This window comes from Streptomyces sp. AV19 (assembly GCF_015999245.1).
In the GTDB taxonomy this organism is placed as follows: Bacteria; Actinomycetota; Actinomycetes; order Streptomycetales; family Streptomycetaceae; genus Streptomyces.
Window position 1 is genome coordinate 954,047 of sequence record NZ_JAEAMR010000010.1, and the last position, 25,992, is coordinate 980,038.

Here is a 25,992-nt window from a genome sequence, read left to right on the forward strand (position 1 = left end):
GGGGGGGGGGGCCCCGGGGGGGGCCCCCCCCCGGCCCCCGGGGGGCCCCCCCGGCCCCGGGGGGCCCCGGGCCCCGGGGCCCCCCCCCCCGGGGGGGGCCGGCCTGCGCCCCCCCCCTTGTCGACACCCGCGTACGGGGCCGGACGCACCGGCCCCGTACGCGTCACCTCGGCATCGCCTCAGCTCGGCATCGCCTCAGCGCCGCGCGACCCCGTCGGCCCGCGCCGCCGCAGCCACGGCAGCCGTCACCGCGGGGGCGACCCGCTCGTCGAACGGCGACGGGATGACGCACTCCGCGCTCAGCTCGTCCGCGACGACGGCCGCCAGTGCCTCGGCCGCCGCCAGCTTCATCCCCTCGGTGATCCGCGACGCCCGCACCTGCAGCGCGCCCGCGAAGATGCCGGGGAACGCGAGAACGTTGTTGATCTGGTTCGGGAAGTCCGAACGGCCCGTCGCGACGACCGCCGCGTACTTGTGGGCGACGTCCGGGTGGATCTCCGGCGTCGGGTTGGCCATCGCGAAGATCAGCGCGTCCTTGGCCATCGTGGCCACGGCCGGCTCCGGGATCGTCCCGCCGGAGACACCGATGAACACGTCCGCGCCGTCCAGCGCGGACTCCAACGAGCCCGTGAGTCCGGCCTTGTTGGTGAAGCCGGCCAGCTCCCGCTTCACGTCCGTCAGGTCGTCCCGGTCCCGGGAGACGATGCCCTTGCGGTCGCACACCGCGACGTCGCCGATGCCGGCCTCGACCAGGATGCGGGCGATGGCGACACCGGCGGCGCCCGCGCCCGAGATGACGGCGCGCAGGTCGCCGAGGCCGCGCCCGGTCAGCGTCGCCGCGTTGCGCAGCGCGGCCAGGGTGACGACGGCCGTGCCGTGCTGGTCGTCGTGGAAGACCGGGATGTCCACCCGCTCCTGGAGCCGGCGCTCGACCTCGAAGCAGCGCGGCGCCGAGATGTCCTCCAGGTTGATGCCGCCGAAGGACGGCGCGAGGCGGGCGACGGTGTCGACGAGCTCGTCCACGTCGCGGCAGTCGAGCGCGAGCGGCACCGCGTCGACGCCTCCGAACTGCTTGAAGAGGATGGCCTTGCCCTCCATCACGGGCAGGGACGCCTCCGGCCCGATGTCGCCCAGGCCGAGGACCGCGCTGCCGTCCGTGACCACGGCGACGACCTGGGACTTCCAGGTGTAGTCGTGGACGAGCTCCGGCTGCTCGGCGATCGCGCTGCACACCTTGGCGACGCCCGGCGTGTAGGCGAGGGACAGGTCGTCCTTGTCCCGCACGGGCACGGTCGCCTGAACGGCCATCTTGCCGCCCCGGTGCAGGGCGAAGGCCGGATCGAAGGGCTCGTCCGTCCCCCCTTCGCCCGTAGTGCTCTCGCTACGAGGGTTGACGATCTCCGCTGCCACTTTATTAGACCCCTTTGTCGTAATTTCCATCGAGGGTAGCCGCCCCTGGATCGCGGGGCGGGATCGGGCATGCGTCCGGTCCCCGGCTCCGCGGTGGTCCGCGGTGCGGGCCGGCCGCGCCGCGTGGGGCGCCGCCGGTGGTACGGACGCGCGGGCGCGCCGCACAACGCGCCCTGAGCCCCGGGTACGGGGTGTAACCGCTCTTTCTACCGGATGAGCGCTACGGCCGACGAGTGAGCATCAGGTGTTGTGGGCCACGGCACTCGCGGGCCGGCGGGGAAACGGTGTCAACTGTTGCCCCCCGTCCATGGAGTGAGACGCGGAGCCCGTGAGATGCGTCTCGCTCAAGATCCTCACCGAAACGGTCACTGGCGCTCCACAAGCCGAACAACCCGCTCCAGAACCAGGACCATCCTGTTATCCGATTTTGACATTGCGGGCCCCCCGAAGGGTGTAGTCCAGATGGCAAGATGCCCCGAACACCCGAGGTCGCGGCAGCCGGAGAACTGTGCTCGCGGCCGAGGAGGCAGATCGTGTGAATCCCGTGTGAAGAACCGTGTGAAGAGTCGGCTATCCCCTCACCCGCAGGAGGAACCAGCAATGACCGCAAGCACCACCACTCGCCCGGCAGCCGCCAGGAACCGCTCGGCCGCCGTCGGCGCGATCGCGGTCGCCGGCGCCCTCGCCCTGCTGCTGTCAGGCTGCGGCGACCAGACCAAGAAGCACCCCAAGGACGGGGACTCCGGCTCGGCCGGCGCCTCCGCGCCCCTCTTCGACAAGCTGCCGCAGTCGGTCCAGAGCTCCCGCGTCATCCGGGTCGGCTCGGACATCGCCTACCCGCCCGTGGAGTTCAAGAAGGACGGCAAGACCGTCGGCATGGACCCCGACATCGCCGACGCCATCGGCAAGCAGCTGGGCGTCCGCCTCGAGTTCAACAACGCGACCTTCGACACGCTCGTCGCCGGACTGCGCTCCAAGCGCTACGACGTCGCCATGTCGGCCATGACCGACACCAAGGACCGCCAGAACGGCATCGACCCGGACACCAAGAAGGCGGTCGGCAAGGGCCTCGACTTCGTCGACTACTTCCAGGCCGGCGTCTCCCTCTACACCCCCAAGGGCAAGACCCAGGGCATAAAGGGCTGGCCCGACCTCTGCGGCAAGAAGGTCGTGGTGCAGCGCGGCACGGTCTCGCACAACCTCACCAAGCAGCAGTCCGAGAAGTGCGGGGACGACAAGAAGATCTCCATCGAGGCGTTCGACACCGACATCCTCGCCCAGACCCGGCTGCGCAGCGGCGGCGCCGACGCCGCGGCCAGCGACTTCCCCGTCGCGGCCTACGCCGTGAAGACCTCCGGCGGCGGCAACGACTTCGAGATCGTGGGCGACCAGGTGGAGGCCGCGCCGTACGGCATCGCGATCGACAAGGAGCAGACCCGGCTCCGCGACGCGATCAAGGCCGCGCTCGACAACATCATCAAGAACGGCGACTACGCCAAGGTGCTCGAGAAGTGGGGCGTCCAGGCGGGCGCGGTCAAGGAAGCAAAGATCAACGGCGGTTCCTGACCCGGTCTCCACTGCTCGCTGAAAGGCCCCCTCCGTGACCATAAACACCGACAAGGCCGCTCCAGAACCCGAGGACGGGCGGCCGGCCGACGCGACAACCGCCCCCGAGACCCTCAAGGCCGTCCCCGTACGGCACTTCGGCCGCTGGGTGGCGGCGGTCGTGGCCGTCGCCGTACTCGCCCTGCTGGTCAACGCGTTCGCCCACGGCAAGCTCAACTGGGGCGCGGTCCCCGACTACTTCTTCAACACGGACATCCTCAAGGGCGTCCGGAACACCATCACCATCACCATCCTGTCGATGGTGCTGGGCGTCGTCCTCGGCGTCGTCCTGTCGGTGATGCGGCTGTCCAAGAACCCGGTGACCTCGTCCGTCGCGTGGTTCTACATCTGGTTCTTCCGCGGGACGCCGGTCTACGTCCAGCTGCTGCTCTGGTTCAACCTGGGTCTGGTCTTCGAGTTCATCAACCTCGGGCCGATCTACAAGGACTACTGGTCGTCCTTCATGACCCCGTTCCTGGCGGCGCTGCTGGGCCTCGGCCTCAACGAGGCCGCGTACATGGCCGAGATCTGCCGGGCCGGCATCCAGTCGGTCGACGAGGGCCAGACCGAGGCCGCGCACGCGCTGGGCATGAGCCACGGCAAGACGCTGCGCCGGGTGGTGCTGCCGCAGGCGATGCGGGTCATCGTGCCGCCGACCGGCAACGAGTTCATCAACATGCTCAAGACCACCTCGCTGGTCATCGCCGTGCAGTACTACGACCTCCTCCAGTCGGCCACCAACATCGGCCAGACCTCCGGAGCCACGGTCGAGATGCTCATCCTCGCCGCCGCCTGGTACCTGGTACTGACCAGCGTCCTCAGCATCGGCCAGTACTACCTCGAACGGCGCTTCGCGCGCGGCTCGTTGAGGCAGCTGCCGCCCACGCCCTGGCAGAAGATCGTCAGGGCCAACCTGCTCTCGTTCGGCAACCGCAGCAGCGCCGGAGGTACCGCATGACCGCCAACGCGATGGTGAAGGCCGAGGGCGTCCACAAGTCCTACGGGTCCGTCCAGGTCCTCAAGGGCATCGACCTGGAGGTCGCCCCGCGCGAGGTGTTCTGCCTCATCGGCCCGTCCGGTTCCGGCAAGTCCACCTTCCTGCGGTGCATCAACCACCTGGAGAAGATCAACGGCGGCCGGCTGTACGTGGACGGCGAGCTGGTCGGCTACCGCCAGCAGGGCAACAAGCTCCACGAGCTGAAGGACCGCGAGGTCGCCGCCCAGCGCCGGGACATCGGCATGGTCTTCCAGCGCTTCAACCTGTTCCCGCACATGACGGCCGTGGAGAACGTCATGGAGGCGCCGGTCCAGGTCAAGCGCGAGACCAAGTCGGTGGCCCGGGAGCGGGCGCTGAAGCTGCTCGACCGCGTCGGCCTGGCCGACAAGGCCGGCAACTATCCGTCCCAGCTCTCCGGCGGCCAGCAGCAGCGGGTGGCCATCGCCCGGGCGCTGGCCATGCAGCCCAAGCTGATGCTCTTCGACGAGCCGACCTCCGCGCTCGACCCGGAGCTGGTGGGCGACGTGCTGGACGTGATGCGCTCGCTGGCCGAGGAGGGCATGACGATGATCGTCGTCACACACGAGATGGGCTTCGCCCGGGAGGTCGGCGACTCGCTGGTGTTCATGGACGACGGCGTCGTGGTGGAGGCGGGCAACCCCCGGGACATCCTGACCAGGCCGCAGCACGAACGCACCAAGTCGTTCCTGTCGAAGGTGCTGTGACGGACGAGGGTGCCGCGACGGCGGTGGACGGACGTGTTGTCCGGACACCGCCGTCCGTCGTTCCCGCTCCACGGGGTGTAATACCCTTTTCAGAACGACATCCATTACCGCCTCGCGCCCGGCACCCCAGGGCCGCCCGCAGAAGGACCTCCACATGGAACTGTCCTCCTACTCGGACTACGCCGTCCGCCTGGTCAACTCCGAAGCACCGGTCCGCGGCACCGACGCCCTGACCTCGGTGGAGACGGCCCGGACCCTCCTGTTCGACCCCGGCGCGCAGATGGCGCGCCGGCTCACGGACGGCGACGTCTCCCGGCTCCGCGGCGTCCGCGCCCGGCTGCGCGCCGTCTTCGAGGCGGTGGCCGAGGGCGACGAGGTGCGGGGCGTGGACCTGCTCAACGCGCTGCTGATGGAGTTCCCCGTCAGCCCGCAGATCTCCGGCCACCGGCACCGGGACGAGGACGGGCGTCCCCTGTGGCACATGCACATCGCCGACCACGCCGCCAACTCGGCGGCCGGCTACACGGCGACGGCCTGCATGGGCCTGGCCGTGCACCTCACCGAGCTGGGCGTGGACCGCCTCGGCATCTGCCAGGCCCCGCCGTGCCGCAACGCCTACCTCGACACCTCGACCAACCGCTCGCGCCGCTACTGCTCCGACCGCTGCGCCACCCGGGCGAACGTCGCCGCCTACCGGGCCCGCAAGCGCCGCGAGAGCACCGGCCCCAGCAGCCCCGGGGAGCGCACCGGCCGCACGGCCGACGCCAGCCAGGACAGCACCGACCCCGCCGAGCGCTGACCGGCCTGCGGCGGCGGCCGCAGCCGCACCCAGGCCCGGGCCACGACGAGCTCGTCGGGCACCGCGCCGAACTCCCGGCTGTCGTTCTCGACCAGCGGGTTGTCCCCCGTCACCCACCAGCCGCCGTCCCGCCGTTCCACGGCGCGCTTGACGATCAGCAGGTCCTGCCGGAACGGGTGCCGCAGCACCACCACGTCCCCCGGCCGGACGCCCGCGCCGTACTGGACGACCAGCTGGTCGCCCGGATTCAGGGTCGGGACCATCGACGGGTTGTAGACCTCGGCCAGCCCGATCCGCAGCAGTCCGCGACGCTCACGGTCCAGCCCCGTCCCGCGTTCGTCCAGTCGGTCCTGCACCTCGGCACCTCACTCCCGGTCCGTCGTTTCCGCTCCAGCCTGACACCCGTCTTTTGTCCTAGGCCCCCCGGGGCGCCCGGGAAAAGCCTTCCCGCACCGAGTAATCTCGCACCTGAGAAGACGATCACGAGGAAGGACTGCCCCACTATGCTCTCCCGCCTGTTCGCCCCCAAGGTGAAGGTCAGCGCCCACTGCGACCTCCCGTGCGGCGTGTACGACCCGGCCCAGGCCCGCATCGAGGCGGAGTCGGTCAAGGCCGTCCAGGAGAAGTACCAGGCCAACGAGGACCCCCACTTCCGCGCCCGCGCCACCATCATCAAGGAGCAGCGCGCGGAGCTGGCCAAGCACCACGTCTCGGTGCTCTGGAGCGACTACTTCAAGGCCCCGCACTTCGAGAAGTACCCCCAGCTGCACCAGCTGGTCAATGACACCCTGAAGGCCCTGAGCGCCGCCAAGGCGTCCACGGACCCGAAGACGGGCGAGAAGGCGCTGGAGCTCATCGCCGAGATCGACCGCATCTTCTGGGAGACGAAGAAGGCGTAACGCCTCGTCGGCGTGGACGGCCCCGTGTCCCCGGTCCGTACCGGGGACACGGGGCCGTCGTCATCCCCGGATCACTTCTCCAGGGCCCACTTCAGCGGCTCCTTGTAGAAGCCGCGCCTGAAGGTGATGCGGGTGACCTTCTGGTTCTGGGGGACGACGACGGGCTGGCAGAAGGTGCGCTCCTCGCCCTTGTTCCAGGTCTTGGTGTAGTCCTCGTCCTTGCAGTCGGACGGGGTGCTGGGGAGGCTGCCGATGACCATGAGGCGGGTCGCCGGCTGGTCGCCCTCGGTCAGGGCGCCGACGTTGGTGATCATCATGGGCGGCTTCATCGGCGCGTCGCCGCCGCTCAGTCTGGCGCTGAGGTAGACGTACGCGACGGTCTTGCCCGCGTACTTCTTCTCGTCCTCCTTGCCGCCCTTGAGGTCCTCGGGCTTGCCCATCACGATGCGCTGCCCGGTGACGGTGAACTTGCCCTTCTTGTCGTTCCCGAACTCCTGCTCCTCGGAGGCGGGCTGCCCGGCCTTGAGCGTCTCGGACTTCAGGTCGTCCGTCTTCGCCGCCGCGCTCTTGTCCGGCTTCGCGCTCGCGCCGGTCTTCTTCCCGTCGTCCGACGACGAACCGTCGCAGGCCGCCAGCGTCAGCGCGGTGAACGCGGCCATGGCGGCGAGCGCGGTCTTCTTGGTGGTGCGCAAGGTTTCCCCCGTGTTCAGTGGTGCTCTTCCGGCCAGTGCGGCCGGAAACGGCGATCGAGTGTACGCAGGGGTGTCCATGACATCCGCGCCACCCCCGTCCCCGAGACCGTGCGGAGCTCCGGGGGCAGTGGTGCCGGGCGTTCGGCGCTGACGGCGGCCGGGCGCAGCGACGCGTACGTCGGGAAGCGGCGTACGCCGCAGGCGGTACAGGTCTCCACCCCGGCCGCGGTACGCCATCCCGCGCCGGGATGACGGCAGTTGGCCGCCGCGATCGCCGCCATCAGTGGCAGTACCTCACGTGCCGGCCGTGAACGATGGCCCACGCCTCGGCGAGTTCGCGGTCACCCGCGCGCACGGCCTCGGCGCGTCCGGCCTTGAGGCGGCGGCACTCGGCGCAGCCGACGGGTGGCATCTGCACCGGTTCACCGGGCTGTTGGGGGGTAAGAGCCATGGCGTCGGAACTCCAGTTTCCTTGTCACTCACGCGAGCGATGCTCACCGTCCGCACCCTCAGCGTCGCGCTACGCACCTACGGTGGGAAGGTCTCGGCCCACGCCAAACGATCTGGGGTGAACGGACCATGGCGGACGACTCGAACGAAGCGGCGGAACCGTTGGACGGAGCGGCGTACCTCGGCGTCGAGGTACGGGCCTGGCGGCTGGAACGCGGGCTGAGCCAGCGTAAGTTGGCCGAGGAGGCGCAGTACAGCCAGCAGTACGTCGCGAAGGTGGAGGCGGGGGAACGGCTGGCGAGCCCGGAGTTCGTGGAGGTGTGCGACAGGGTCTTCGGGACGCCGGGCACGTTCGCGCGGCTGCGCAAGCGGGCCGCGGAGCGGGGGTATCCGGACTGGTTCGAGCCGTATCTGGGGCTGGAGCGGCGGGCGACGGAGGTTCTGAGCTACAGCAACAGTCTCATCATGGGGCTGCTTCAGACGGAGGAGTACGCCCGCGAAGTCTTCCGCAAGGCGCGGCCGCAGGACGACGAGGAGACCAGGACCGGAAGAGTCGTCCGCCGAGTCAGGCGCCGTCGCGTTCTGGAGAGCGAGAACCCGCCTCTGCTCTGGGCCATCGTGGACGAGGCATGCCTCCGCCGCGAGGTCGGGAGTGCCGCTGTGATGCGCGCCCAGATGGCACACCTATTGGCATCGGGTGCACTGCCTCATGTCACCCTCCAGGTATTCCCGTTCAGGTCGGGTGCCCCGTCGTCGAACTCGGCTTTCATCGTGCTCCGGTTCGGAGACGACGAACCGGACGTCCTCTACTCGGAGAGTCGGGTGTCAGGCCAAGTGAGCGACTCCGTCGGGACGGTGGCCAAGGCCAACACCCTCTACGATCTGCTGCGCGCCGACGCGCTGTCGCCGGACGATTCCCTGGCTCTCATTCACAAGATCATGGAGGAATGGACCTCATGAGCGCATCTGCCATATCCGGCATACGGTGGGCCAAGTCCAGTTACTGCGGCGGCGACGAAGGCGAGTGCGTCGAATTCGCCCGCGCCGGCGCCGGGCTCGTCCCCGTCCGCGACAGCAAGTCCCCGCACCGTGCTGCTTTGGGCTTCTCCGCCCCTTCCTGGGCGGCCTTCACGGCGGCACTTGGCGAGGGCTCGTTCCGGCCCTGACGCACGAGGCGGCCGCCTCGGGGCATGACCCCGTGGCAGCCGGCTGGCCCGACGGTCGCGTCACCCCCGCCGCCCCAGCACCTGCCCTCCCACCACCGCCCCCAGCGCCACGACCAGCCCCGCCACCTGCCACACCGTCAGCGTCTGTCCCATCGCCACCACGCCCACCACCGCCGCCACCGGCGGTCCCACCAGGCCCAGCAGCGAGACGGACGTCGGCGCGAGCCGTCCGATCCCGCGGAAGAAGAGCGGGTACGCGAGGGCCGTGGCGATGACGCCGATGTAGGCGTAGCCGAGCACGTTCGCGCCGGTGAGGTGGGACGGCAGGCCCTCGAAGGCCAGCGTGAAGGGGGCCAGGAGCAGGCCCGCGATGGTCAGCTGCCAGCCCGTCGTGACCACGGGACTCGCCCCGGCGCCCCACTTCTTGGTCAGCACGATGGACAGCGCGACCAGCGCCACGGCGGTCACCGAGGCCGCCACACCGAGCGGATCGAGGGCCGCGTCCCCGGTGAGGGTCATCAGCGCCACTCCCCCGACGCCCGCGAGCGCGGCCAGCAGGACCGGCGGCGCGGTGCGCGCCCGCAGCACGAGCAGCGAGAACCCGGCGACCAGCAGCGGCTGCACGGCGCCGATGGTGGCGGCCACCCCGCCCGGCAGCCGGTAGGCCGCGAAGAAGATCAGCGGGAGGAACGCCGCGAAGTTGAGGACGGCCAGCACCAGCGACCGCCACCACCAAACACCCTTCGGGAGGCGGCGGTTGACTGCCAGCAGGACCAGTCCGGCGGGCAGGGCGCGCAAGGTCGCCGCGAGCAGCGGGCGGCCGTCGGGGAGCAGCGCGGCGGTCACCGCGTAGACGGTGGCCCAGCTGGCCGGGGCGAGCGCGGTGAGCAGCAGGTCGCGGACGTTCGCGGCGGAGCCGGTCCGTTCGGCGGTGGCGCTCCGGTCCTGAGCAGCCGGTGTGGGTGCGGTGACGCGCATCGATTCCCCCCTGATTGATAATCTCAACGTTGAAATAACAGCACTGGACTCACTGAACGTCAAGTATCTGAACGTTGAGATTTTCAATGGAGAGGGGATCCGCCATGGCACTCGACGCGGTGGACAGCGTGGTCGAGCAATGGGCCCGCGAGCGGCCGGACGTGGACGTCTGGCCGACGACGGTGATCAGCCGCATCCAGCGGCTCTCCCGGCTGCTCGACAAGGAGCTGAAGGCGTTCTTCGCCCAACACGACCTGGAGGTCTGGGAGTTCGACGTGCTCTCCACCCTCCGCCGCTGCGGCCCGCCCTACGAGCGCACCGCCGGCGCCATCACCAGCGCGGCCATGGTCACCTCGGGGGCGATCACCAACCGCGTGGACCGGATGGAGGCCAAGGGCCTGGTGGAGCGGGTGCGCGACACCGCCGACCGCCGCACGGTGCGCATCCGCCTCACCGAGCGCGGCCACGCCCTCACCGACGAGCTGATCGCCCTGCACTCGGCGAACGGCGAGCGGCTGCTGTCCGCCCTCGACCGCGCCGAGGCCGACCGGCTCGCGGTGTCGCTGCGCGCCCTGCTGACGGCCATGGGCGACAAACCCCTTGAGTGAGGCCGTCCTGAGTAAGGCCGTCTTGAGCAAGGCCGTCTTGAGCAAGGCCGTCTTGAGTGGGCCCCCGTACCGGCCGGGGCAGCACGGCCCGGCGGCTTTGCCGAAGCGTTGCCTACACTGGTCCCCGCGCGGGCACGGTGAGGCCCGACCGGACGGGAGAGCGACAGTGGCGGCAGGCGTCGGCAGATTCGAGGGCACCGGCGGACAAGGCGCCGACCCGTCGGCGGACGTGCTGAACGAGGCCGCCGCCGCGTTCGGACTGCTCGCCTCGCCCGCCCGCCTGCACCTGGTCTGGGCGCTGGCCCAGGGCGAGAGCGATGTGAGCGGCCTGGCCGAGCGGGTCGGCGGCGCGCTGCCCGCGATCAGCCAGCACCTGGCGAAGCTCAAGCTCGCGGGCCTGGTGCGGTCGCGGCGCGAGGGCCGCCGGGTGGTCTACCTGGTGGACGACCCGCACGTCGTCACCATCGTCCACCTCATGGTCGGCCAGCTCGCCGACCGCCAGGCCGACGCCGTGCCCCGGTCCCGGACCGGCTCCGGTTCCGGACGCCTCCGTGGCCTGGGCGCCTGACGGCGGCCAGGCCGGCTCCACCCTTCAAGCGCTGCGGGAGCTGGCGAGCGGCCCGCGCGGACTGACCGAGGACGAGGCGGAGCTCCGGCTCGTCCGCCACGGCGCGAACGTCCTTCCCGGCCGGCGCCCGGCGGGCCGGCTGCGCCGCTTCGGCCGGGGCCTGCGCGATCCGTTCACCGCCGTGCTGCTGTGCCTGGGGCTGGTCTCGGCGGCCCTGGCGTCCTGGGGCACGGCCTGTGTCATCACCGTCCTCGTCACGGTCAGCGCGGCGCTGCGGACGGCGGGCGAGCACCGCGCCGACCGCGCGGCGGCGTCGCTGCGCGAGCTGATCGCGACGACGGCGACGGTCCGCCGCCGCCCCGCGCCGGACGCGCCGCCGGCCCACCGCGAACTGCCCGTGGACGAACTCGTCCCCGGCGACGTCGTCGTCCTCGGCCCCGGCGACCTCGTCCCGGCGGACCTGCGCCTGCTGCGCGCGACCGGGCTGACGGTCCACGAGGCGGCGCTGACGGGCGAGTCGGCGCCGGTGGACAAGCGCGTCCCCGATCTGGCCGAGGGCGCGGCCGCGGACGGCGAGTACCTCTGTTACCAGGGCAGCAGCGTCGTCTCCGGCACCGCCACCGGGGTCGTCGTCGCCACCGGCGGCGCCACGCGGCTGTCCGGCGCGCTCCCGGACTCCCGGCGCGGGGCGCGGGAGCGGCGGACGACGCCGTTCGACCGTTCCGTCAACGGCATCGCCTGGACGCTCGTCCGGTTCATGCTGCTCACCGCGCCGCTCGTGCTGGTCGCGAGCGCTCTGCTGCGCGGGCGCGGCATGGAGACGCTGCCGTTCGCCGTCGCGGTGGCGGTCGGGCTGACGCCCGAGATGCTGCCCGTCGTCGTCACGGCCGCCCTGGCCCGCGGCGCCGCCGCCCTCGCGCGCGGCGGCGAGGTGATCGTGCGGCGCCTGCCGGCCCTGCACGACCTGGGCGCCGTCGACGTGCTGTGCGTGGACAAGACGGGCACGCTCACCCAGGACCGGCCGGTCCTCGACCGTGCCGTGGACGGGCACGGCGCGGACGACCCCGAGGTGCTGCACTGGGCCGCCGTCAACGCCCTGTGGACGCTCCAGCTCGCCGAACTGCCCGTTCCCGACGCGCTCGACGAGGCGGTGCTCGACGAGGCGGGGGACGCCGTGGTGGACGCCGGCGAGGAGTACGAGGGCGTGGCCGCGCTTCCGTGCGCCCCCGGCCGGCCGCTGTCCACGGCCGTCGTCCGGCGGGCCGGGGACTCCCGCTTCGCCCTCGCGGGCAGCCACCTGCTGGTCGTCAAGGGCGCACCGGAGGAGGTGCTGGAGCGCTGCGCGCTCGACGCGCCGGAGCGCGAGCGGCTGCTCCGGCGCGCCGGTGAGCTCGCGGCGGACGGGCTGCGGGTGCTGGCCGTGGCCCGCGCCGAGCGCCGTCCGGCGCAGGGGCGCGCGTACGGGCCGGCCGACGAGCGCGGTCTGGACTTCACCGGCTTCGTGGCGCTGCGCGACGCGGTGGCCCCCACCGCCGCGGAGGCGCTGTCGGTCCTCGCCGACCGGGGCGTCGAGGTGAAGGTGCTCACCGGCGACCACCCCGGCACGGCCGCCCGGGTCTGCCGCGAACTGGGCCTGGAACCGGGCGAGGTGATCACCGGCTCGCACCTCGACGGCCTCCCCGACGAGGAGCTGGCCCCGCTCGCCGCCCGGACGACGGTCTTCGCCCGCTGCGCCCCCGAGCACAAGGCCCGCGTCGTCCGCGCGCTGCGGGCGGGCGGCCGCACGACCGGCTTCCTCGGCGACGGCGTCAACGACCTGGCCGCGCTGCGCGACGCGGACGTCGGTGTCTGCCCGCGCGCCGGGGTGGACGTCGCGCGCGAGACGGCGGACGTCGTGCTCGCGTCCAAGGACCTCACGGCCCTGGACCGGGCGGTGCTCGCGGGCCGCCGCAGCACCGGCAACATCGCCGCCTACCTGCGGATCACGCTCTCCTCCAACTTCGGCAACGTCATCGCCATGCTGGTGGCCGGCCTGCTGCTGCCGTTCCTGCCGATGCTGCCGGCCCAGGTGCTGGTGCAGAACCTCTGCTTCGACGCGGCCCAGCTCGCGCTCGCCTTCGACCGCCCGGCGGCGGCGACGCTCCACCGCCCGGCCCGGCTGCGCCCGCGCGACCTGCTGCGCTTCGTGACGGCGTTCGGCCTGCTGAACGCGGCGGCGGACGTGGCGACGTTCGCCGTACTGGCGCTGAGCCACGGCGGGGCCGAAGAGGCGTTCCACGCCGGGTGGTTCACGGAGAACCTGCTGACGCAGGCGATGGTGATGCTGCTGCTGCGCTGCGGCCGCCACGCGGCGGAGGGGCCCGCGCCCGGCCCGATACGCCTGGCGACGACCGCCCTGGCGGTCGTCGGCCTGCTGCTGCCGCTGTCCCCGCTGGGGCCGGCGCTGTCGATGACAGGGTTGCCGGCGGTGTCGTACGCGCTGTTGGCGGGGGTGTTGGTGGTGTATGGGGTGGGGTTGGTGGTGGCGCGGCGCCGATACGAGCGGGCCGACGGCCGCTGAGGGTTCCTTCCCCACCCCGCCCTTTCACCGTTTCTCGCCGCGCTCCGCGCGGGGGCAACGCGGCTGCGCCGCGTTCGTCCTCAAGCGCCGGACGGGCTGAATTCGTCCCCGGGCGCCCAATCCAGCCCGTCTGGGGGTTGCCCCCTCCGGGGAGCTTGAGGACAGCGCCCGAAGGGCGCTTCGGGGTCCAGGGGCGAAGCCCCGGTAGGGGTGCAGGGGGCGGAGCCCCCGCTCCGCCGCGCGGAGCGCGGTGCCGGGCCCGGGGCCCTGCCCCGGTTTCGGGAAGGGGCGGGGTGGGGGAAAGAACCCGGCCCCCGGCCCCAGCCCGCCCCCCTACCCACCGAACTACCAGTCCCCACCCCCGAAGTCGCCGCCCCCGCCGCCACCGTCGCCCCATCCCCCGCCGAAGTCCCCGGAGTTGAAGTCCGAGCCCGAGTACTCCCCACCCTCGGGGCCCGCGTCGCCGCCCCCGGCCGAGTGGTCCGCCGCGTACGCCGGGCCGCTCATCATGCTGCCGAGCATCGTCCCCACGAGCATCGCCGGCAGGATGCCGCCGCCGAAGTAGCCGCCCGCCCAGGGCCCGTACGCCGGCCCCGCGTTCCAGTACGGCTGCGGACCGGCGTCCGTCTGCACCGTGCGGGACATCGGCTCCAGCCCGTCCGCGACCCGCGTCGCGTCCGCCTGGCACGCCGGCACCGTGCGCACCGCGCCGCCGGGGGGCGCCCACTGCACGTCCGCGACCGACATCCCGTGCCGCGGGTCGAAGAAGCACGGCATCCGCCGCTCGGGCAGCGGCGCGCCGCTGCGCCGGGCGGCCAGGGTGGCCAGCGCGAACCGCCCGTTGTCCAGCGACTCGGTCACCGCCGTGACCTCCTGCGGCCGCTGCGCCGCCGCGATCCGCGACTTGGCCTCCTCGTACGCGTCGAGCGCCTGCTCGTAGTCGTGGCGCATGGCGTCCGTGGCACCCGGCTCGCCCGGGGAGAAGTCCAGCCGGTCCAGCTCCTCGCCGAAGGCGGTGATGTCCTCGTCCACGACGACGCGCAGCGCGTCCAGCTCGGCGCGCTCGCGCTCCTCGCGCTTCTTCTTGTTGCGCCGGTAGAGCGCGTACGCGCCGCCCGCGCCCGCCGCGACGACCACGCCGCCGACGATCAGCCCGGTGGAGCCGTCACCGGAGTCGGAGGAGCCGCCCCACGAGCCGGGGGCGTGCCCCTTCGCGTCCTTGATCGCGCCGTCCACGAACGCGTTGAGCTCGGTCTTCGCGTTGGCGTTGTCGTTGCGCCGCACGTCGCCGGCGAGGTTCTGGACCGCGTTGTTCGACATGACCCGGCGGTCCGCGCCCGCGTTGAAGCCGTCGCCGAGGCGGATGGCGTAGACGCCGGTGATGCCGACCTCACGGCGCAGGTCCCGGAGCACCGTGTCCTTCGGGAACTCGGACGCGGCAGGCAGCACCGCCACGAACACCGGCTTCCCCGCGTCCTTGATCTTCTTCGCCAGCGCGTCCGCGTCCGCCGCCGGCAGCTGGGACGCCGCCCGCGGGTCGACGTAGACCGGGCTCTTCTTCAGGCCCTCGGCCACCGCGCTCAGGCCGGAGGCGGCGTGGGCGGACGGGGCGAGGGTCACCGTGCCGGCCAGCGCGAGCAGGGCCGCGAAGAGCACTGCGAGAAGGGCCGGCAGCGGCCTGGGCAACGCCCGGGGGATGGCGGACATGGGGGTACTCCTCGGGGAAGGACTCGCTGTGGGGGAGGTGGGGGAGACGACGTGACGGTGACTCATCAAGATCATTGCACTTACTCTGCGTTTACTACGACAACGGACCATTCGGGCACTCGGTTCCCCGGAAAACCGCCTCTCACCCGTTCTCACCCGTAGGAGAGATCGGAACAGGGATCGTCGTCCGCCGCGCGTGTCCCATCGGTGTCGGCGGTGCCGGCGCTCAACGGCTCCGGGCGGGGCGCGCGAGGCGCCGGGACGGAGGCGGCGTCCCGGCCGAGGGTGACGGAGACCCCCTCCGCGGCGGTGCCCCGGACGAACGCCCCGGGGAAGAGCCCGGCCAGGGCCCTCGCGTGTTTCGCCTGCCCCGGCCCGAACTCGATCACGGTGATGCCCTCCGTCCGCCCATCGGCGGCGCGGGTCCCGGTGACGGTCCAGCCCCGCTCCTTCATCCGGGCGGACACCCGGCCGGCGAGCCCCGGAACGCCGGAGGCGTCGGTGACGGCGACCCGTCCGCCGACGCGCTTGGCGTCGCTCGTGGCCCCGGCCGGCCGGTCCTGCCGCAGCGCGGCCCACAGCGCGTCCGCGTCCGGCTGGACGACGGCCACCCGGTCGCCCTCGTAGCGCCAGGGCATCGTCACGAACGTGATGTCGCGCAGGCCGATGTCCTTGAACGACAACGCGAAGGACAGCAGCTTGTCCACCGAGCCCAGCCCGGGGTCCACGGTCAGCGACTTGGTCGCGGCCCGGGCCAGCGGGAGCAGCGTGGTGGGGTTCATCCCCTGGGAGCGCACCTTCTCGATCATGGACGCGATGAACGCCTGCTGCCGCCGTATGCGGCCTATGTCGGAACCGTCCCCGATCCCGTGCCGCACGCGGACGTAGTCCAGCGCCTTCTGGCCGGAGACCGTCTGCCGCCCCTTGCGGAAGATCACTTCGCCCGGCGAGCCGCGGTTCGGGTCGAGGTCGCCCTGGCGGACGTCCCGGGGCAGGCAGACCTCGACCCCGCCCACCGCGTCCGTCATCGAGGAGAAGCCGGCGAAGTCGACGACGACGGTGTGGTCCACGCGCAGTCCGGTCAGCTTCTCCACGGTGTTCTGGGTGCAGGCGGGGTTGCCCTGGGCCGTGCCGCCCACGGTGAAGGCCGAGTTGAACATCGCCCGGCTCCGCGCGCTCGTCCAGCTGCCGTCGGGCAGTCTGCACGGGGGTATCTCCAGGAGCGTGTCGCGGGGGATGGAGACGGCGGTGGCGTGCGAGCCGTCCTCGTACACGTGCAGCAGGAAGGCCGTGTCGGAGCGGCCGACGTCGCCCGTCCCGCCGCCGAGCGCGCGGTTGCCGCCCGCGCGCGAGTCGGAGCCGATGACGAGGACGTTCTGCCCCGCGGCGGCGCCCGGGCGGTCGCGGGCGATGCCGTCGGCGCCGAACGTGCTGATGTTGCCGCCGAGTTCGAGGAGCACCCAGCCGGCGCCGAGCACGAGCAGCAGCAGGAGCGCGAGGCCCACGGCGCCGGCGGGCCGGAGCCGCCGCACGGGACGTCCGCCTTCCCCGGTCATGCGCGGGACCCGTTCATGCGCGGAACCCGATCGCGTACGAGCCCGTCGAGCCCATTCGGCCACCCCACCCCGTCGGCTGCTTCCCTTCTCATCCCCAGAGACGACGGAACTTCACCTTGGGTTGTCCGATTGCGCAAATCGGCAAGTATGGTGAGGGGACCACGGAGAATCCGTCCGCGACCCGGTGGCCGATCCGGTCAGCCGGTCCGGCAGCAGAGAAAGCAGGTGGGCCGCCGTGCTGCGCAACGCCCTGGAACCCTGGCACCTCATCGTCGTCGTGCTCGTCCTGGTCGTCGTGTTCGGGTCGAAGAAGCTGCCCGACATGGCGCGTGCCCTCGGCAAGTCGGCGCGCATCCTCAAGAGCGAGGCCAAGGCGATGAAGGACGACCCGGCTCCGGCGTCCGTCCAGACCCCCGCGGCCCCCGCGCCCGCGTCCGGCGCGCAGAACCCGATCACCCCCACCGTCGTGGACAGCCACCGCTGACCCTGGCGTCACCTGGGGTTGTCCTCCCGTACACCCTCGCTTGGTGAGCTTTCTTCCGGCCGGGCTCCGCCGGCCCACGAGGAAGGAAGTCACCATGGGTTCTCGTCCGTACGGACGCCGCGGGCGCCGTCTCGCCCGGTGCGCCGCGGCCCTGCTCGTCGCCGGTGTCGCGGTGCCGGCCGCGGCCTCCGCGTCCGACGGCGGCAAGGGCACGGACGGCAGCGCCCGGGCGTCCGTCGCCCAGCAGCTGCGCGGCCCCGCCAAGGCCAAGAACGTCATCCTGCTCATCGGCGACGGCATGGGCGACTCGGAGATCACCCTCGCCCGCGACTACACGGTGGGCGCGGCGGGCCGGCTGAACATGGACAAGTTCCCGATGACCGGCGCCTACACCACGTACTCGGTCGACAAGAACGGCAAGCCGGACTACGTCACCGACTCGGCGGCCAGCGGCACCGGCTGGGCGACCGGCCGCAAGACGGTCAACGGCCGGATATCGAAGACGCCGGGCACCGACAAGCCGATGACCACGATCCTGGAGCTAGCCCAGCGCAACGGGCTGGCCACCGGCAGCGTCACCACCGCCGAGCTCACCGACGCCACCCCGGCCGTCCTCGCCTCGCACGCCACCGACCGCAGCTGCCAGGGCCCGGCCGACATGAAGGAGTGCCCGAACGACACGATCGCCAGGGGCGGTCCGGGCTCGATCGCCGAGCAGAGCGTCAACCACAAGGTGGACGTGCTGCTGGGCGGCGGCAAGCAGCGCTTCGACCAGAAGATCACCGAGGGCCGGTACAAGGGCCTGACCGTCACCCAGCAGGCCGAGAAGCTGGGCTACCAGGTGGTGACGGACGCCAAGGGCCTCGGCTCGGCGCGCGCCGGCAAGCCCGTCCTCGGCCTCTTCGCACCGGGCAACATCCCGGTCGAGTGGACCGGCAAGGCCGCGGCCGTCGGCGGCACCGCCCCGCAGCGCTGCTCGACGAGCAACCCCGAGCGCAAGGCCGGGACCCCGGGCCTGGAGGAGCAGACGCGCCGGGCCATCCAGCTCCTGGAGCGGAAGCAGAAGGGCAAGAACGGCTTCTTCCTCCAGGTCGAGGGCGCCTCGATCGACAAGCGCGACCACGCCGCCGACCCCTGCGGGCAGATCGGCGAGACCGCGGCCCTGGACCGGGCCGTGAAGGTCGCCCGCGACTACGCGGCGAAGCACCCGGACACCCTGGTCGTCACCACCGCCGACCACGGCCACACCAGCCAGATCGTCCCGCTGGAGGCCACCCCGCCCGGCCTGTCCTCGACGCTGGTCACGAACGAGGGGCAGCAGCTCAAGGTCAACTACTCGACCAACACCCCGGGCAAGTCGCAGGAGCACACCGGCACCGAGGTGCGCATCGCGGCCCAGGGCCCGCAGGCCGAGCGCGTCCTCGGCGTGACGGACCAGACCGAGCTCTTCACGACCGTCCGGAAGGCGCTCTCCCTGCGCTGATCTCCGGACCACGGGGGACGGGGGCGAGGGCCCGGGCCGCGGAATCCGTCCGCGGGCCGGGCCCTCAGGGATTGCTCCAGTTATGGCGCGCGAAGATTGGCGGATCTCGCACCGTTGATCAGGTCGCGCGGCATCGACACTGGGGTCTTCCGGACCCCCGCTGGCAGGAGGAACCCCCATGTCCGGGTCTCGTGTACTGGCCATGGGCCACTACCAGCCCGCCAGGGTGCTGACCAACGACGAGCTGGCCGGAATGGTCGACACCAGCGACGAGTGGATCCGTTCCCGGGTGGGCATCCGCACCCGCCGCGTGGCCGACCCCGACGAGACGGTCGACTCGATGGCCGCCGAGGCCGCCGCCAAGGCCCTCGCCAACAGCGGGCTGTCCCCCGACGACATCGACCTCGTCCTCGTCGCCACCTGCACGGCCGTCGACCGCAGCCCCAACACGGCCGCGCGCGTCGCGGCCCGGCTCGGCCTCGGCTCCCCCGCGGTGATGGACGTCAACGTCGTCTGCGCCGGCTTCACCCACGCCCTGGCGAACGCCGACCACGCGATCCGGGCCGGGGCGGCGCGGAACGCCCTGGTCATCGGCGTCGAGAAGTTCACCGACGTGGTCGACTGGACGGACCGTTCCACCTGCGTCCTGGTCGGCGACGGCGCGGGTGCCGCGGTGGTCACCGCCTCGGCCGAGCCCGGCATCGGCCCGGTCGTCTGGGGCTCCGTCCCCGAGATGGGCCACGCCGTCCGCATCGAGGGCACCCCGTCCCGCTTCGCCCAGGAGGGCCAGTCCGTCTACCGCTGGGCCACGACCCGGCTCCCGCCGATCGCCCGCCGCGTCTGCGAACGGGCCGGGGTCGCGCCCGAGGACCTGGCGGCGGTCGTCCTCCACCAGGCGAACCTGCGCATCATCGAGCCGGTGGCGCGACGGATCGGCGCCGTCAACGCGGTGATCGCGACGGACGTGACGGAGTCCGGCAACACGTCCGCCGCCAGCATCCCGCTGGCCCTGTCCAAGCTCGTCGAGCGCAGGACGGTCGCGGCCGGGGCGCCGGTGCTGCTGTTCGGCTTCGGCGGGAACCTGTCGTACGGGGGCCAGGTCATCCACTGCCCGTAGCGGGCCCGGCCCGCTGTCCGATTCGTTCAAGACCGGGCGGCGGGCCGCCGCCTACGGTGCCGGCATGACACCACGTTTCGACTGCATCGGGATCGTCACCGCCGACATGGCGGCGTCGCTCGCCTTCTACCGCCGCCTGGGGCTGGACGTCCCGGCCTCGGCGGATGACCGACCCCACGTGGAGCACGCACTGCCCGGCGGGCTCCGTCTGCTGTGGGACACGGACGAGGTCCACCGCTCGTTCGACCCGGGCGCGGACCTGGGGAAGGGCCCGGGGCGTACAGGGCTGGGCTTCGCGTGCTCGGACGCGGAGGAAGTGGACCGGGTGTACGGGGAACTGGTCGCGGCGGGGTACGAGGGGCGTCTGGCGCCGTGGGACGCGGTGTGGGGGCAGCGGTACGCGGTTGTCCTCGATCCGGACGGGAATGCGGTGGATCTGTTCGCGCCGGTGGGGGGCGCGGCGCGTTAGGGGTTCGCCCCCGGCCCGCCCTTTCACCGTTTCTTCCGGGGCTCCGCCCCCGGGCCCGCAACGCGGCTTCGCCGCGTTGACCGGGGGCTTCGCCCCCTGGACCCCCACCGGGGCTGCGCCCCTGAAACCGCGCTCCGCGCGGTTGTCCTCAATCGCCGGACGGGCTGAAGTACGCGCCCATGCTGGATATCACCCGCGCCGGACATCCAGCACGGGCGCGAAATCCAGCCCGTCCGGCGATTGAGGACGAGCGGCGGAGCCGCGATGCGGGGTCCGGGGCGGAGCCCCGAAAGGGGGTCAGGGGCGCAGCCCCGGTGGGGTGCAGGGGGCGGAGCCCCCGCTCACCGTGCGAAGCGCGGTGCCGGGTCCGGGGCTTGCCCTGGAGGAAACGGGGAAAGGGCGGGACCGGGGCATCGTCAACCAACCCCAACCCCCCACGCCCCGAAGAGGTCAAGGTCACAGCCGAACCCCCTCTTCCGCAAGCAGCTCAGCGCCTAGCCTTCCCCCCATGACGGTCCTGCCCGAAGAAGGCTTCTCCCTGGCCGCCGAGTTCCCGGACGCGACCCGCGAGCAGTGGCAGCGCCTCGTCGAGGGCGTACTGCGCAAGACGGGCACCGAGGTGGCCGGGACGGCGGCCGAGGACGCGCTGGCCACCGTCCTCCAGGACGGGCTGCGCACCCGGCCCCTGTACACGGCCGACGACGCGGCACCCGAGCCCGGTCTGCCCGGCTTCCCGCCGTTCGTCCGCGGCGGACGCCCCGAGGGAACGGCCGTCTCCGGCTGGGACGTGCGCCAGCTCCACGCCCACCCCGACCCCCGCAGGACCAACGAGGCCGTCCTGGCGGACCTGGAGAACGGCGTCACCTCCCTCTGGCTGACCGTCGGCGCCGCCGGCCTCCCCGTCGAGGGCCTCGCCACCGCCCTCGACGGCGTCCTCCTCGACCTCGCCCCCGTCGTCCTCGACGCCGGACCCGACACCGAGGCCGCCGCGCGCGCCCTGCTGCGCCTGTACGACGAGCGCGGCACCGCCCGCACCGAGGCCCGCGGCAGCCTCGGCGCCGACCCGCTCGGCACCCTCGCCCGCACCGGCGCGGCCCCCGAAGCCGACACCGCCGCCCTCGCCGCCATGTGCCTGGGCGACCGGCCCAACGTGCGCGCCCTCGTCGTCGACGCCCTGCCGTACCACGAGGCCGGCGGCTCTGCCGCCCAGGAACTCGGCTGCTCGCTCGCCACCGGTGTCGCCTACCTGCGCACCCTCACCGACGCCGGCCTCGGCGTCGACGAGGCGTGCGCCCAGCTGGAGTTCCGCTACGCGGCCGGCGCCGACCAGTTCCTCACCATCGCCACCCTGCGCGCGGCCCGCCGCCTGTGGGCCCGCGTCACCGAGGTCTGCGGGGCGTCCCCGGCCGCCCGCGCCCAGCGCCAGCACGCCGTCACCTCCCCGGTGATGATGACCCGTCGCGACCCCTGGGTGAACATGCTGCGCACCACCGTCGCCTGCCTCGGCGCGGGCGTCGGCGGCGCGGACGCCGTCACCGTCCTGCCCTTCGACAGCGCCATCGGCCTGCCCGACGCCTTCGCCCGCCGGATCGCCCGCAACACCTCCTCGATCCTGCTGGAGGAGTCCCACCTCGCCCGCGTCATCGACCCGGCCGGCGGCTCCTGGTACGCCGAGCGGCTCACCGACGAACTCGCCCGCGCCGCCTGGGCGTGGTTCCAGGAGATCGAGCGCGCCGGCGGCCAGGAGGCCGCCCTGCGCTCCGGGCTGGTCGCCGAACGGCTGGCCGCCACCTGGGAGGAGCGCTCCGCCCGCCTGACCACCCGGCGCGAACCGGTCACCGGCGTCAGCGAGTTCCCGCACCTCGCCGAGCCGGCGGTCGAGCGCGACACCCCGCCCCGCCCGCTCTCCGGCGGACTGCCGCGGGTGCGCCGCGACGAGGCGTACGAGGCGCTGCGCGCCCGCTCCGACGCGCACCTGGCCGCCACCGGCGCCCGCCCCCGGGTCTTCCTCGCCGCGCTCGGCTCCCCCGCGGCCCACACCGCGCGGGCCACCTTCGCCGCCAACCTCCTCCAGGCGGGCGGCATCGAGCCCGTCCACGAGCCGGCCTCCGTCGACGCGGACACCGCCGCCGAGGCGTTCGGCCGCAGCGGTGCCACCGTGGCGTGCCTGTGCTCCTCCGACGCGGTCTACGCCGAGCAGGCCGGGGCCGTCGCCGCCGCCCTCAGGGCGGCCGGGGCCGGGCGGGTCCTCCTCGCGGGCCGGCGGGGCGAGCGACCGCCCGCGGACGTCGACGAGTTCGTCCACGCGGGCGGCGACGCGGTCGCCGTCCTGACCTCCGTCCTCGACCATCTGGGAGTGGCGCGATGATCCCCGACTTCTCCGGCGTCGACCTGGGGCCGGGCGACGCGGCGGCCGACACCGGCCGCTGGCACGCCGCCCTCAAGGAGAACACCGGCCACAGCGCCGCCGACCTGAAGTGGGAGACCCCGGAGGGCATCGGCGTCAAGCCCCTCTACACCGGCGAGGACCTGCGCGGGCTGGACTTCCTCGGCACGTACCCGGGCATCGCGCCCTATCTGCGCGGCCCCTACCCCACGATGTACGTCAACCAGCCCTGGACCATCCGGCAGTACGCGGGCTTCTCCACCGCCGAGGAGTCCAACGCCTTCTACCGCCGCAACCTGGCGGCCGGTCAGAAGGGCCTGTCCGTCGCCTTCGACCTGCCCACCCACCGCGGCTACGACAGCGACCACCCGCGCGTCACCGGCGACGTCGGCATGGCGGGCGTCGCCATCGACTCCATCTACGACATGCGCCAGCTCTTCGACGGCATCCCGCTGGACCGGATGAGCGTGTCGATGACCATGAACGGCGCCGTGCTGCCGGTGCTCGCGCTGTACATCGTCGCCGCCGAGGAACAGGGCGTACCGCCCGAGAAGCTGGCCGGGACCATCCAGAACGACATCCTCAAGGAGTTCATGGTCCGCAACACGTATATCTATCCGCCGAAGCCGTCGATGCGGATCATCTCGGACATCTTCGCCTTCACCTCGCAGAAGATGCCGCGCTACAACTCCATCTCCATCTCCGGCTACCACATCCAGGAGGCGGGCGCCACGGCCGACCTGGAGCTGGCCTACACGCTCGCGGACGGTGTGGAGTACATCCGGGCGGGCCGGGAAGCCGGGCTGGACGTGGACGCGTTCGCCCCCCGCCTCTCCTTCTTCTGGGCGATCGGCATGAACTTCTTCATGGAGATCGCCAAGATGCGCGCGGCCCGGCTGCTCTGGGCCCGACTCGTCGCACAGTTCGAGCCGGAGAACGCCAAGTCGCTGTCGCTGCGCACCCATTCGCAGACCTCCGGCTGGTCCCTGACGGCCCAGGACGTCTTCAACAACGTCACCCGCACCTGCGTCGAGGCCATGGCCGCCACCCAGGGCCACACCCAGTCGCTGCACACCAACGCCCTCGACGAGGCCCTCGCCCTGCCCACGGACTTCTCCGCGCGCATCGCCCGCAACACCCAGCTCCTCCTCCAGCAGGAGTCCGGCACCTGCCGGGTGATCGACCCCTGGGGCGGCAGCGCGTACGTCGAGCGGCTCACCCACGACCTCGCCCGCCGCGCGTGGGCGCACATCCAGGAGGTCGAGGCGGCCGGCGGCATGGCCCAGGCGATCGACGCGGGCATCCCCAAGATGCGCGTCGAGGAGGCCGCCGCCCGCACCCAGGCCCGCATCGACTCCGGCCGGCAGCCGGTGATCGGCGTCAACAAGTACCGGGTGGACAGCGACGAGCAGATCGAGGTCCTCAAGGTCGACAACTCCTCCGTCCGCGACCGGCAGATCGACAAGCTGCGCCGGCTGCGCGCCGAGCGCGACGAGGCCGTCTGCCAGGACGCGCTGCGCGCCCTGACCGCCGCGGCAAAGACCGGTCCCGGCCCGGGGCTGGAGGGCAACCTGCTGGCCCTCGCGGTGGACGCGGCCCGCGCCAAGGCCACCGTCGGCGAGATCTCGGACGCCCTGGAGAAGGTGTACGGGCGCCACGCGGGCCGCATCCGTACGATCTCCGGTGTGTACAGGCAGGAGGCCGGACCGTCGTCCGGCGTGGAGCGCACCCGTGAACTGGTCGAGTCCTTCGAGCGGGAGGAGGGCCGCCGCCCGCGCATCCTGGTCGCCAAGATGGGCCAGGACGGCCACGACCGCGGCCAGAAGGTGATCGCCACCGCCTTCGCCGACCTCGGCTTCGACGTGGACGTCGGCCCGCTGTTCCAGACCCCGGCCGAGGTCGCCCGGCAGGCGGTGGAGGCCGACGTGCACGTCGTCGGCGTCTCGTCGCTGGCCGCCGGGCACCTCACGCTCGTGCCGGCGCTGCGCGAGTGCCTCGCCGAGGAGGGCCGGGAGGACATCATGATCGTCGTCGGCGGGGTGATCCCCCCGCAGGACGTCCCGGCGCTCCACGAGGCCGGTGCCACCGCCGTGTTCCCGCCCGGCACGGTGATCCCGGACGCCGCCCGCGACCTGCTGAAGACCCTCGCCGGGGTCCTCGGCCACGAGCTGTAGGCCCATGGCCCGGCCCATCGACCTGGACGCCGTCGTCAAGGGCGTGCTCGACGGGAGGCGCGCGGCCGTCGCCCGCGCCATCACCCTCGTCGAGTCCACCCGCGCCGACCACCGGGAGCTCGCCCAGCGGATGCTGGTCCAGCTGCTGCCGCACTCCGGCGCGGCGCGGCGGGTCGGCGTCACGGGCGTGCCCGGCGTCGGCAAGTCCACCTTCATCGACGCCCTCGGCACGCTGCTCACCGGCCTCGGCCACCGGGTGGCCGTGCTCGCCGTGGACCCCTCCTCCACCCGCAGCGGCGGCAGCATCCTGGGCGACAAGACGCGGATGGAACGGCTCGCCGTCGACCCCGCCGCCTTCGTCCGTCCCTCGCCCACCGCGGGGACCCTCGGCGGGGTCGCCCGGGCCACCCGGGAGACCATCGTCGTGATGGAGGCGGCCGGTTACGACGTGGTGCTCGTCGAGACGGTCGGCGTCGGGCAGTCGGAGACGGCGGTGGCCGGGATGGTCGACAGCTTCCTCATGCTCACCCTGGCCCGCACCGGCGACCAGTTGCAGGGCATCAAGAAGGGCGTCCTGGAACTGGCCGATCTCGTCGCCGTCAACAAGGCGGACGGCCCGCACGAGCGGGACGCGCGGTCGGCCGCGCGCGAACTGGCGGGCGCGCTGCGGCTGATGCGCTCGCCGGACGCGGCCTGGAATCCGCCCGTCCTGACGTGCAGTGCCCGGGAAGGGACGGGGCTGACGGATCTCTGGGAGCGGCTGGAGCAGCACCGGCAGATCCTGGACGTCACGGGGGAGCTGGCGCGGCGGCGCAGTGATCAGCAGGTGGAGTGGGCCTGGTCGATGGTGCGGGAGCAGTTGCTGGGGGAGCTGCGGGGGCACGCGGGGGTGCGGGAGATCGCGCCCGGGCTGGAACGGCGGCTGCGGGACGGCGAGTTGACGGCGACGCTGGCGGCGGAGCGGATCCTGTCCGCGTTCCGCGGGGAGTCGTGAGCCCCGGTGGTGACAGGTACGCCGTGCCGGCGCAGGGCGGCGAGCACAGCGGCCGCGTCGGGGTAGGGCCGCCAGGCGGCGGGCGTCATGTGCCGGGCGTACAGCGCCTCGTACAGCTCGGAGGCAGGTAGGCGCACCTCGTGCGCCAGTCCGAGGCAGGCGGTG

25 protein-coding genes are annotated in these 25,992 nt (G+C 72.7%); 17 read left to right on the plus strand and 8 right to left on the minus strand.

The annotated features are described in order from the left end of the window. Positions 1 to 195: 195 nt before the first annotated feature. Positions 196 to 1,410: an NADP-dependent malic enzyme gene (locus I5Q34_RS22750; RefSeq protein WP_199894329.1), complete on the minus strand. Its 1,215-nt coding sequence runs from the start codon at positions 1,408 to 1,410 to the stop codon at positions 196 to 198. Between the two features lie 600 nt (positions 1,411 to 2,010). Here I5Q34_RS22750 and I5Q34_RS22755 point away from each other — a divergent pair. The 4 genes from I5Q34_RS22755 (at position 2,011) to I5Q34_RS22770 (ending at position 5,536) form a co-directional block, all read left to right on the plus strand. Continuing rightward, a complete protein-coding gene (locus I5Q34_RS22755; protein WP_199894142.1) occupies positions 2,011 to 2,976 on the plus strand; it encodes an ABC transporter substrate-binding protein in 966 nt (321 codons plus the stop codon). A 34-nt stretch (positions 2,977 to 3,010) separates the two neighbouring features. Beyond that, positions 3,011 to 3,973, plus strand: a complete 963-nt coding sequence (locus I5Q34_RS22760) for an amino acid ABC transporter permease (protein ID WP_199894143.1) — start codon at positions 3,011 to 3,013, stop codon at positions 3,971 to 3,973. A gap of 11 nt (positions 3,974 to 3,984) precedes the next feature. Further along, positions 3,985 to 4,737, plus strand: a complete 753-nt coding sequence (locus I5Q34_RS22765; RefSeq protein WP_199894330.1) for an amino acid ABC transporter ATP-binding protein — start codon at positions 3,985 to 3,987, stop codon at positions 4,735 to 4,737. A 154-nt stretch (positions 4,738 to 4,891) separates the two neighbouring features. Beyond that, positions 4,892 to 5,536 carry a CGNR zinc finger domain-containing protein gene (locus tag I5Q34_RS22770; RefSeq protein WP_199894144.1) on the plus strand — a complete coding sequence of 215 codons (645 nt, stop codon included), beginning with the start codon at positions 4,892 to 4,894 and terminating at the stop codon, positions 5,534 to 5,536. On the opposite strand, the gene sodX is transcribed toward I5Q34_RS22770, so the two are convergent. Then, positions 5,428 to 5,892 (minus strand): nickel-type superoxide dismutase maturation protease, encoded by a 465-nt coding sequence (sodX, locus tag I5Q34_RS22775; protein WP_199894145.1) that lies wholly within the window; start codon positions 5,890 to 5,892, stop codon positions 5,428 to 5,430. The two genes, I5Q34_RS22770 and sodX, sit on opposite strands and share 109 nt — an antisense overlap. A gap of 147 nt (positions 5,893 to 6,039) precedes the next feature. On the opposite strand from sodX, the gene sodN reads away from it, so the two are divergent. Beyond that, a complete protein-coding gene (gene sodN, locus I5Q34_RS22780) occupies positions 6,040 to 6,435 on the plus strand; it encodes a superoxide dismutase, Ni (RefSeq protein ID WP_004937667.1) in 396 nt (131 codons plus the stop codon). A 71-nt stretch (positions 6,436 to 6,506) separates the two neighbouring features. Here sodN and I5Q34_RS22785 read toward each other — a convergent pair whose 3' ends face one another. From I5Q34_RS22785 to I5Q34_RS22795, 3 genes are read right to left on the minus strand one after another with little or no spacing between them, the layout of a single operon-like run. Continuing rightward, a complete protein-coding gene (locus I5Q34_RS22785; RefSeq protein ID WP_199894146.1) occupies positions 6,507 to 7,127 on the minus strand; it encodes a hypothetical protein in 621 nt (206 codons plus the stop codon). Positions 7,128 to 7,141: 14 nt separating this feature from the next. Beyond that, positions 7,142 to 7,408: a DUF6255 family natural product biosynthesis protein gene (locus tag I5Q34_RS22790; protein WP_199894147.1), complete on the minus strand. Its 267-nt coding sequence runs from the start codon at positions 7,406 to 7,408 to the stop codon at positions 7,142 to 7,144. After that, complete coding sequence (locus I5Q34_RS22795) at positions 7,408 to 7,578, minus strand: hypothetical protein (protein ID WP_199894148.1); 171 nt, start codon at positions 7,576 to 7,578, stop codon at positions 7,408 to 7,410. Before I5Q34_RS22795 ends, I5Q34_RS22790 begins: the two co-directional genes overlap by 1 nt. A 128-nt stretch (positions 7,579 to 7,706) precedes the next feature. On the opposite strand from I5Q34_RS22795, the gene I5Q34_RS22800 reads away from it, so the two are divergent. After that, entirely contained in the window at positions 7,707 to 8,537 is an 831-nt protein-coding gene (locus tag I5Q34_RS22800; protein ID WP_199894149.1) for a helix-turn-helix transcriptional regulator, read from the plus strand. Continuing rightward, positions 8,534 to 8,743: a DUF397 domain-containing protein gene (locus tag I5Q34_RS22805; protein WP_199894150.1), complete on the plus strand. Its 210-nt coding sequence runs from the start codon at positions 8,534 to 8,536 to the stop codon at positions 8,741 to 8,743. The genes I5Q34_RS22800 and I5Q34_RS22805 overlap by 4 nt, the downstream gene beginning before the upstream one ends. A 60-nt stretch (positions 8,744 to 8,803) precedes the next feature. Here I5Q34_RS22805 and I5Q34_RS22810 read toward each other — a convergent pair whose 3' ends face one another. Beyond that, the gene (locus tag I5Q34_RS22810) at positions 8,804 to 9,721 is read right to left on the minus strand and encodes an EamA family transporter (protein WP_199894151.1); all 918 of its coding nucleotides are present in this window, start codon (positions 9,719 to 9,721) and stop codon (positions 8,804 to 8,806) included. A gap of 104 nt (positions 9,722 to 9,825) precedes the next feature. Here I5Q34_RS22810 and I5Q34_RS22815 point away from each other — a divergent pair, with 104 nt between their 5' ends. From I5Q34_RS22815 to mgtA, 3 genes are all read left to right on the plus strand, one after another. After that, complete coding sequence (locus tag I5Q34_RS22815) at positions 9,826 to 10,329, plus strand: MarR family winged helix-turn-helix transcriptional regulator (protein WP_199894152.1); 504 nt, start codon at positions 9,826 to 9,828, stop codon at positions 10,327 to 10,329. Between the two features lie 166 nt (positions 10,330 to 10,495). Further along, positions 10,496 to 10,897, plus strand: a complete 402-nt coding sequence (locus tag I5Q34_RS22820; RefSeq protein ID WP_199894153.1) for a metalloregulator ArsR/SmtB family transcription factor — start codon at positions 10,496 to 10,498, stop codon at positions 10,895 to 10,897. Further along, on the plus strand, positions 10,881 to 13,457 hold the full coding sequence (gene mgtA / locus I5Q34_RS22825) for a magnesium-translocating P-type ATPase (protein WP_199894154.1): 2,577 nt from the start codon (positions 10,881 to 10,883) through the stop codon (positions 13,455 to 13,457). The genes I5Q34_RS22820 and mgtA overlap by 17 nt, the downstream gene beginning before the upstream one ends. A 345-nt stretch (positions 13,458 to 13,802) precedes the next feature. Here mgtA and I5Q34_RS22830 read toward each other — a convergent pair whose 3' ends face one another. Further along, positions 13,803 to 15,164: a hypothetical protein gene (locus tag I5Q34_RS22830; RefSeq protein ID WP_199894155.1), complete on the minus strand. Its 1,362-nt coding sequence runs from the start codon at positions 15,162 to 15,164 to the stop codon at positions 13,803 to 13,805. A 152-nt stretch (positions 15,165 to 15,316) separates the two neighbouring features. After that, the gene (locus tag I5Q34_RS22835) at positions 15,317 to 16,720 is read right to left on the minus strand and encodes an LCP family protein (protein WP_199894156.1); all 1,404 of its coding nucleotides are present in this window, start codon (positions 16,718 to 16,720) and stop codon (positions 15,317 to 15,319) included. A gap of 235 nt (positions 16,721 to 16,955) precedes the next feature. On the opposite strand from I5Q34_RS22835, the gene tatA reads away from it, so the two are divergent. The 7 genes from tatA to meaB all read left to right on the plus strand — a co-directional run bounded on the left by tatA (position 16,956) and on the right by meaB (position 25,827). Next, a complete protein-coding gene (gene tatA, locus I5Q34_RS22840; RefSeq protein WP_199894157.1) occupies positions 16,956 to 17,204 on the plus strand; it encodes a Sec-independent protein translocase subunit TatA in 249 nt (82 codons plus the stop codon). A gap of 94 nt (positions 17,205 to 17,298) precedes the next feature. After that, positions 17,299 to 18,687 (plus strand): alkaline phosphatase, encoded by a 1,389-nt coding sequence (locus I5Q34_RS22845; RefSeq protein WP_199894158.1) that lies wholly within the window; start codon positions 17,299 to 17,301, stop codon positions 18,685 to 18,687. 178 nt (positions 18,688 to 18,865) lie between these two features. Beyond that, entirely contained in the window at positions 18,866 to 19,804 is a 939-nt protein-coding gene (locus I5Q34_RS22850) for a beta-ketoacyl-ACP synthase III (RefSeq protein WP_199894159.1), read from the plus strand. Positions 19,805 to 19,868: 64 nt separating this feature from the next. Next, on the plus strand, positions 19,869 to 20,273 hold the full coding sequence (locus I5Q34_RS22855; RefSeq protein ID WP_199894160.1) for a VOC family protein: 405 nt from the start codon (positions 19,869 to 19,871) through the stop codon (positions 20,271 to 20,273). 508 nt (positions 20,274 to 20,781) lie between these two features. After that, positions 20,782 to 22,641, plus strand: coding sequence for a methylmalonyl-CoA mutase small subunit (gene mutA / locus I5Q34_RS22860; protein WP_199894161.1), 1,860 nt, complete (start codon positions 20,782 to 20,784; stop codon positions 22,639 to 22,641). Beyond that, positions 22,638 to 24,833, plus strand: coding sequence for a methylmalonyl-CoA mutase (gene scpA, locus I5Q34_RS22865; RefSeq protein WP_199894162.1), 2,196 nt, complete (start codon positions 22,638 to 22,640; stop codon positions 24,831 to 24,833). Before mutA ends, scpA begins: the two co-directional genes overlap by 4 nt. A 4-nt stretch (positions 24,834 to 24,837) precedes the next feature. Further along, positions 24,838 to 25,827 (plus strand): methylmalonyl Co-A mutase-associated GTPase MeaB, encoded by a 990-nt coding sequence (gene meaB, locus I5Q34_RS22870; RefSeq protein ID WP_199894163.1) that lies wholly within the window; start codon positions 24,838 to 24,840, stop codon positions 25,825 to 25,827. Positions 25,828 to 25,992 lie beyond the last annotated feature (165 nt).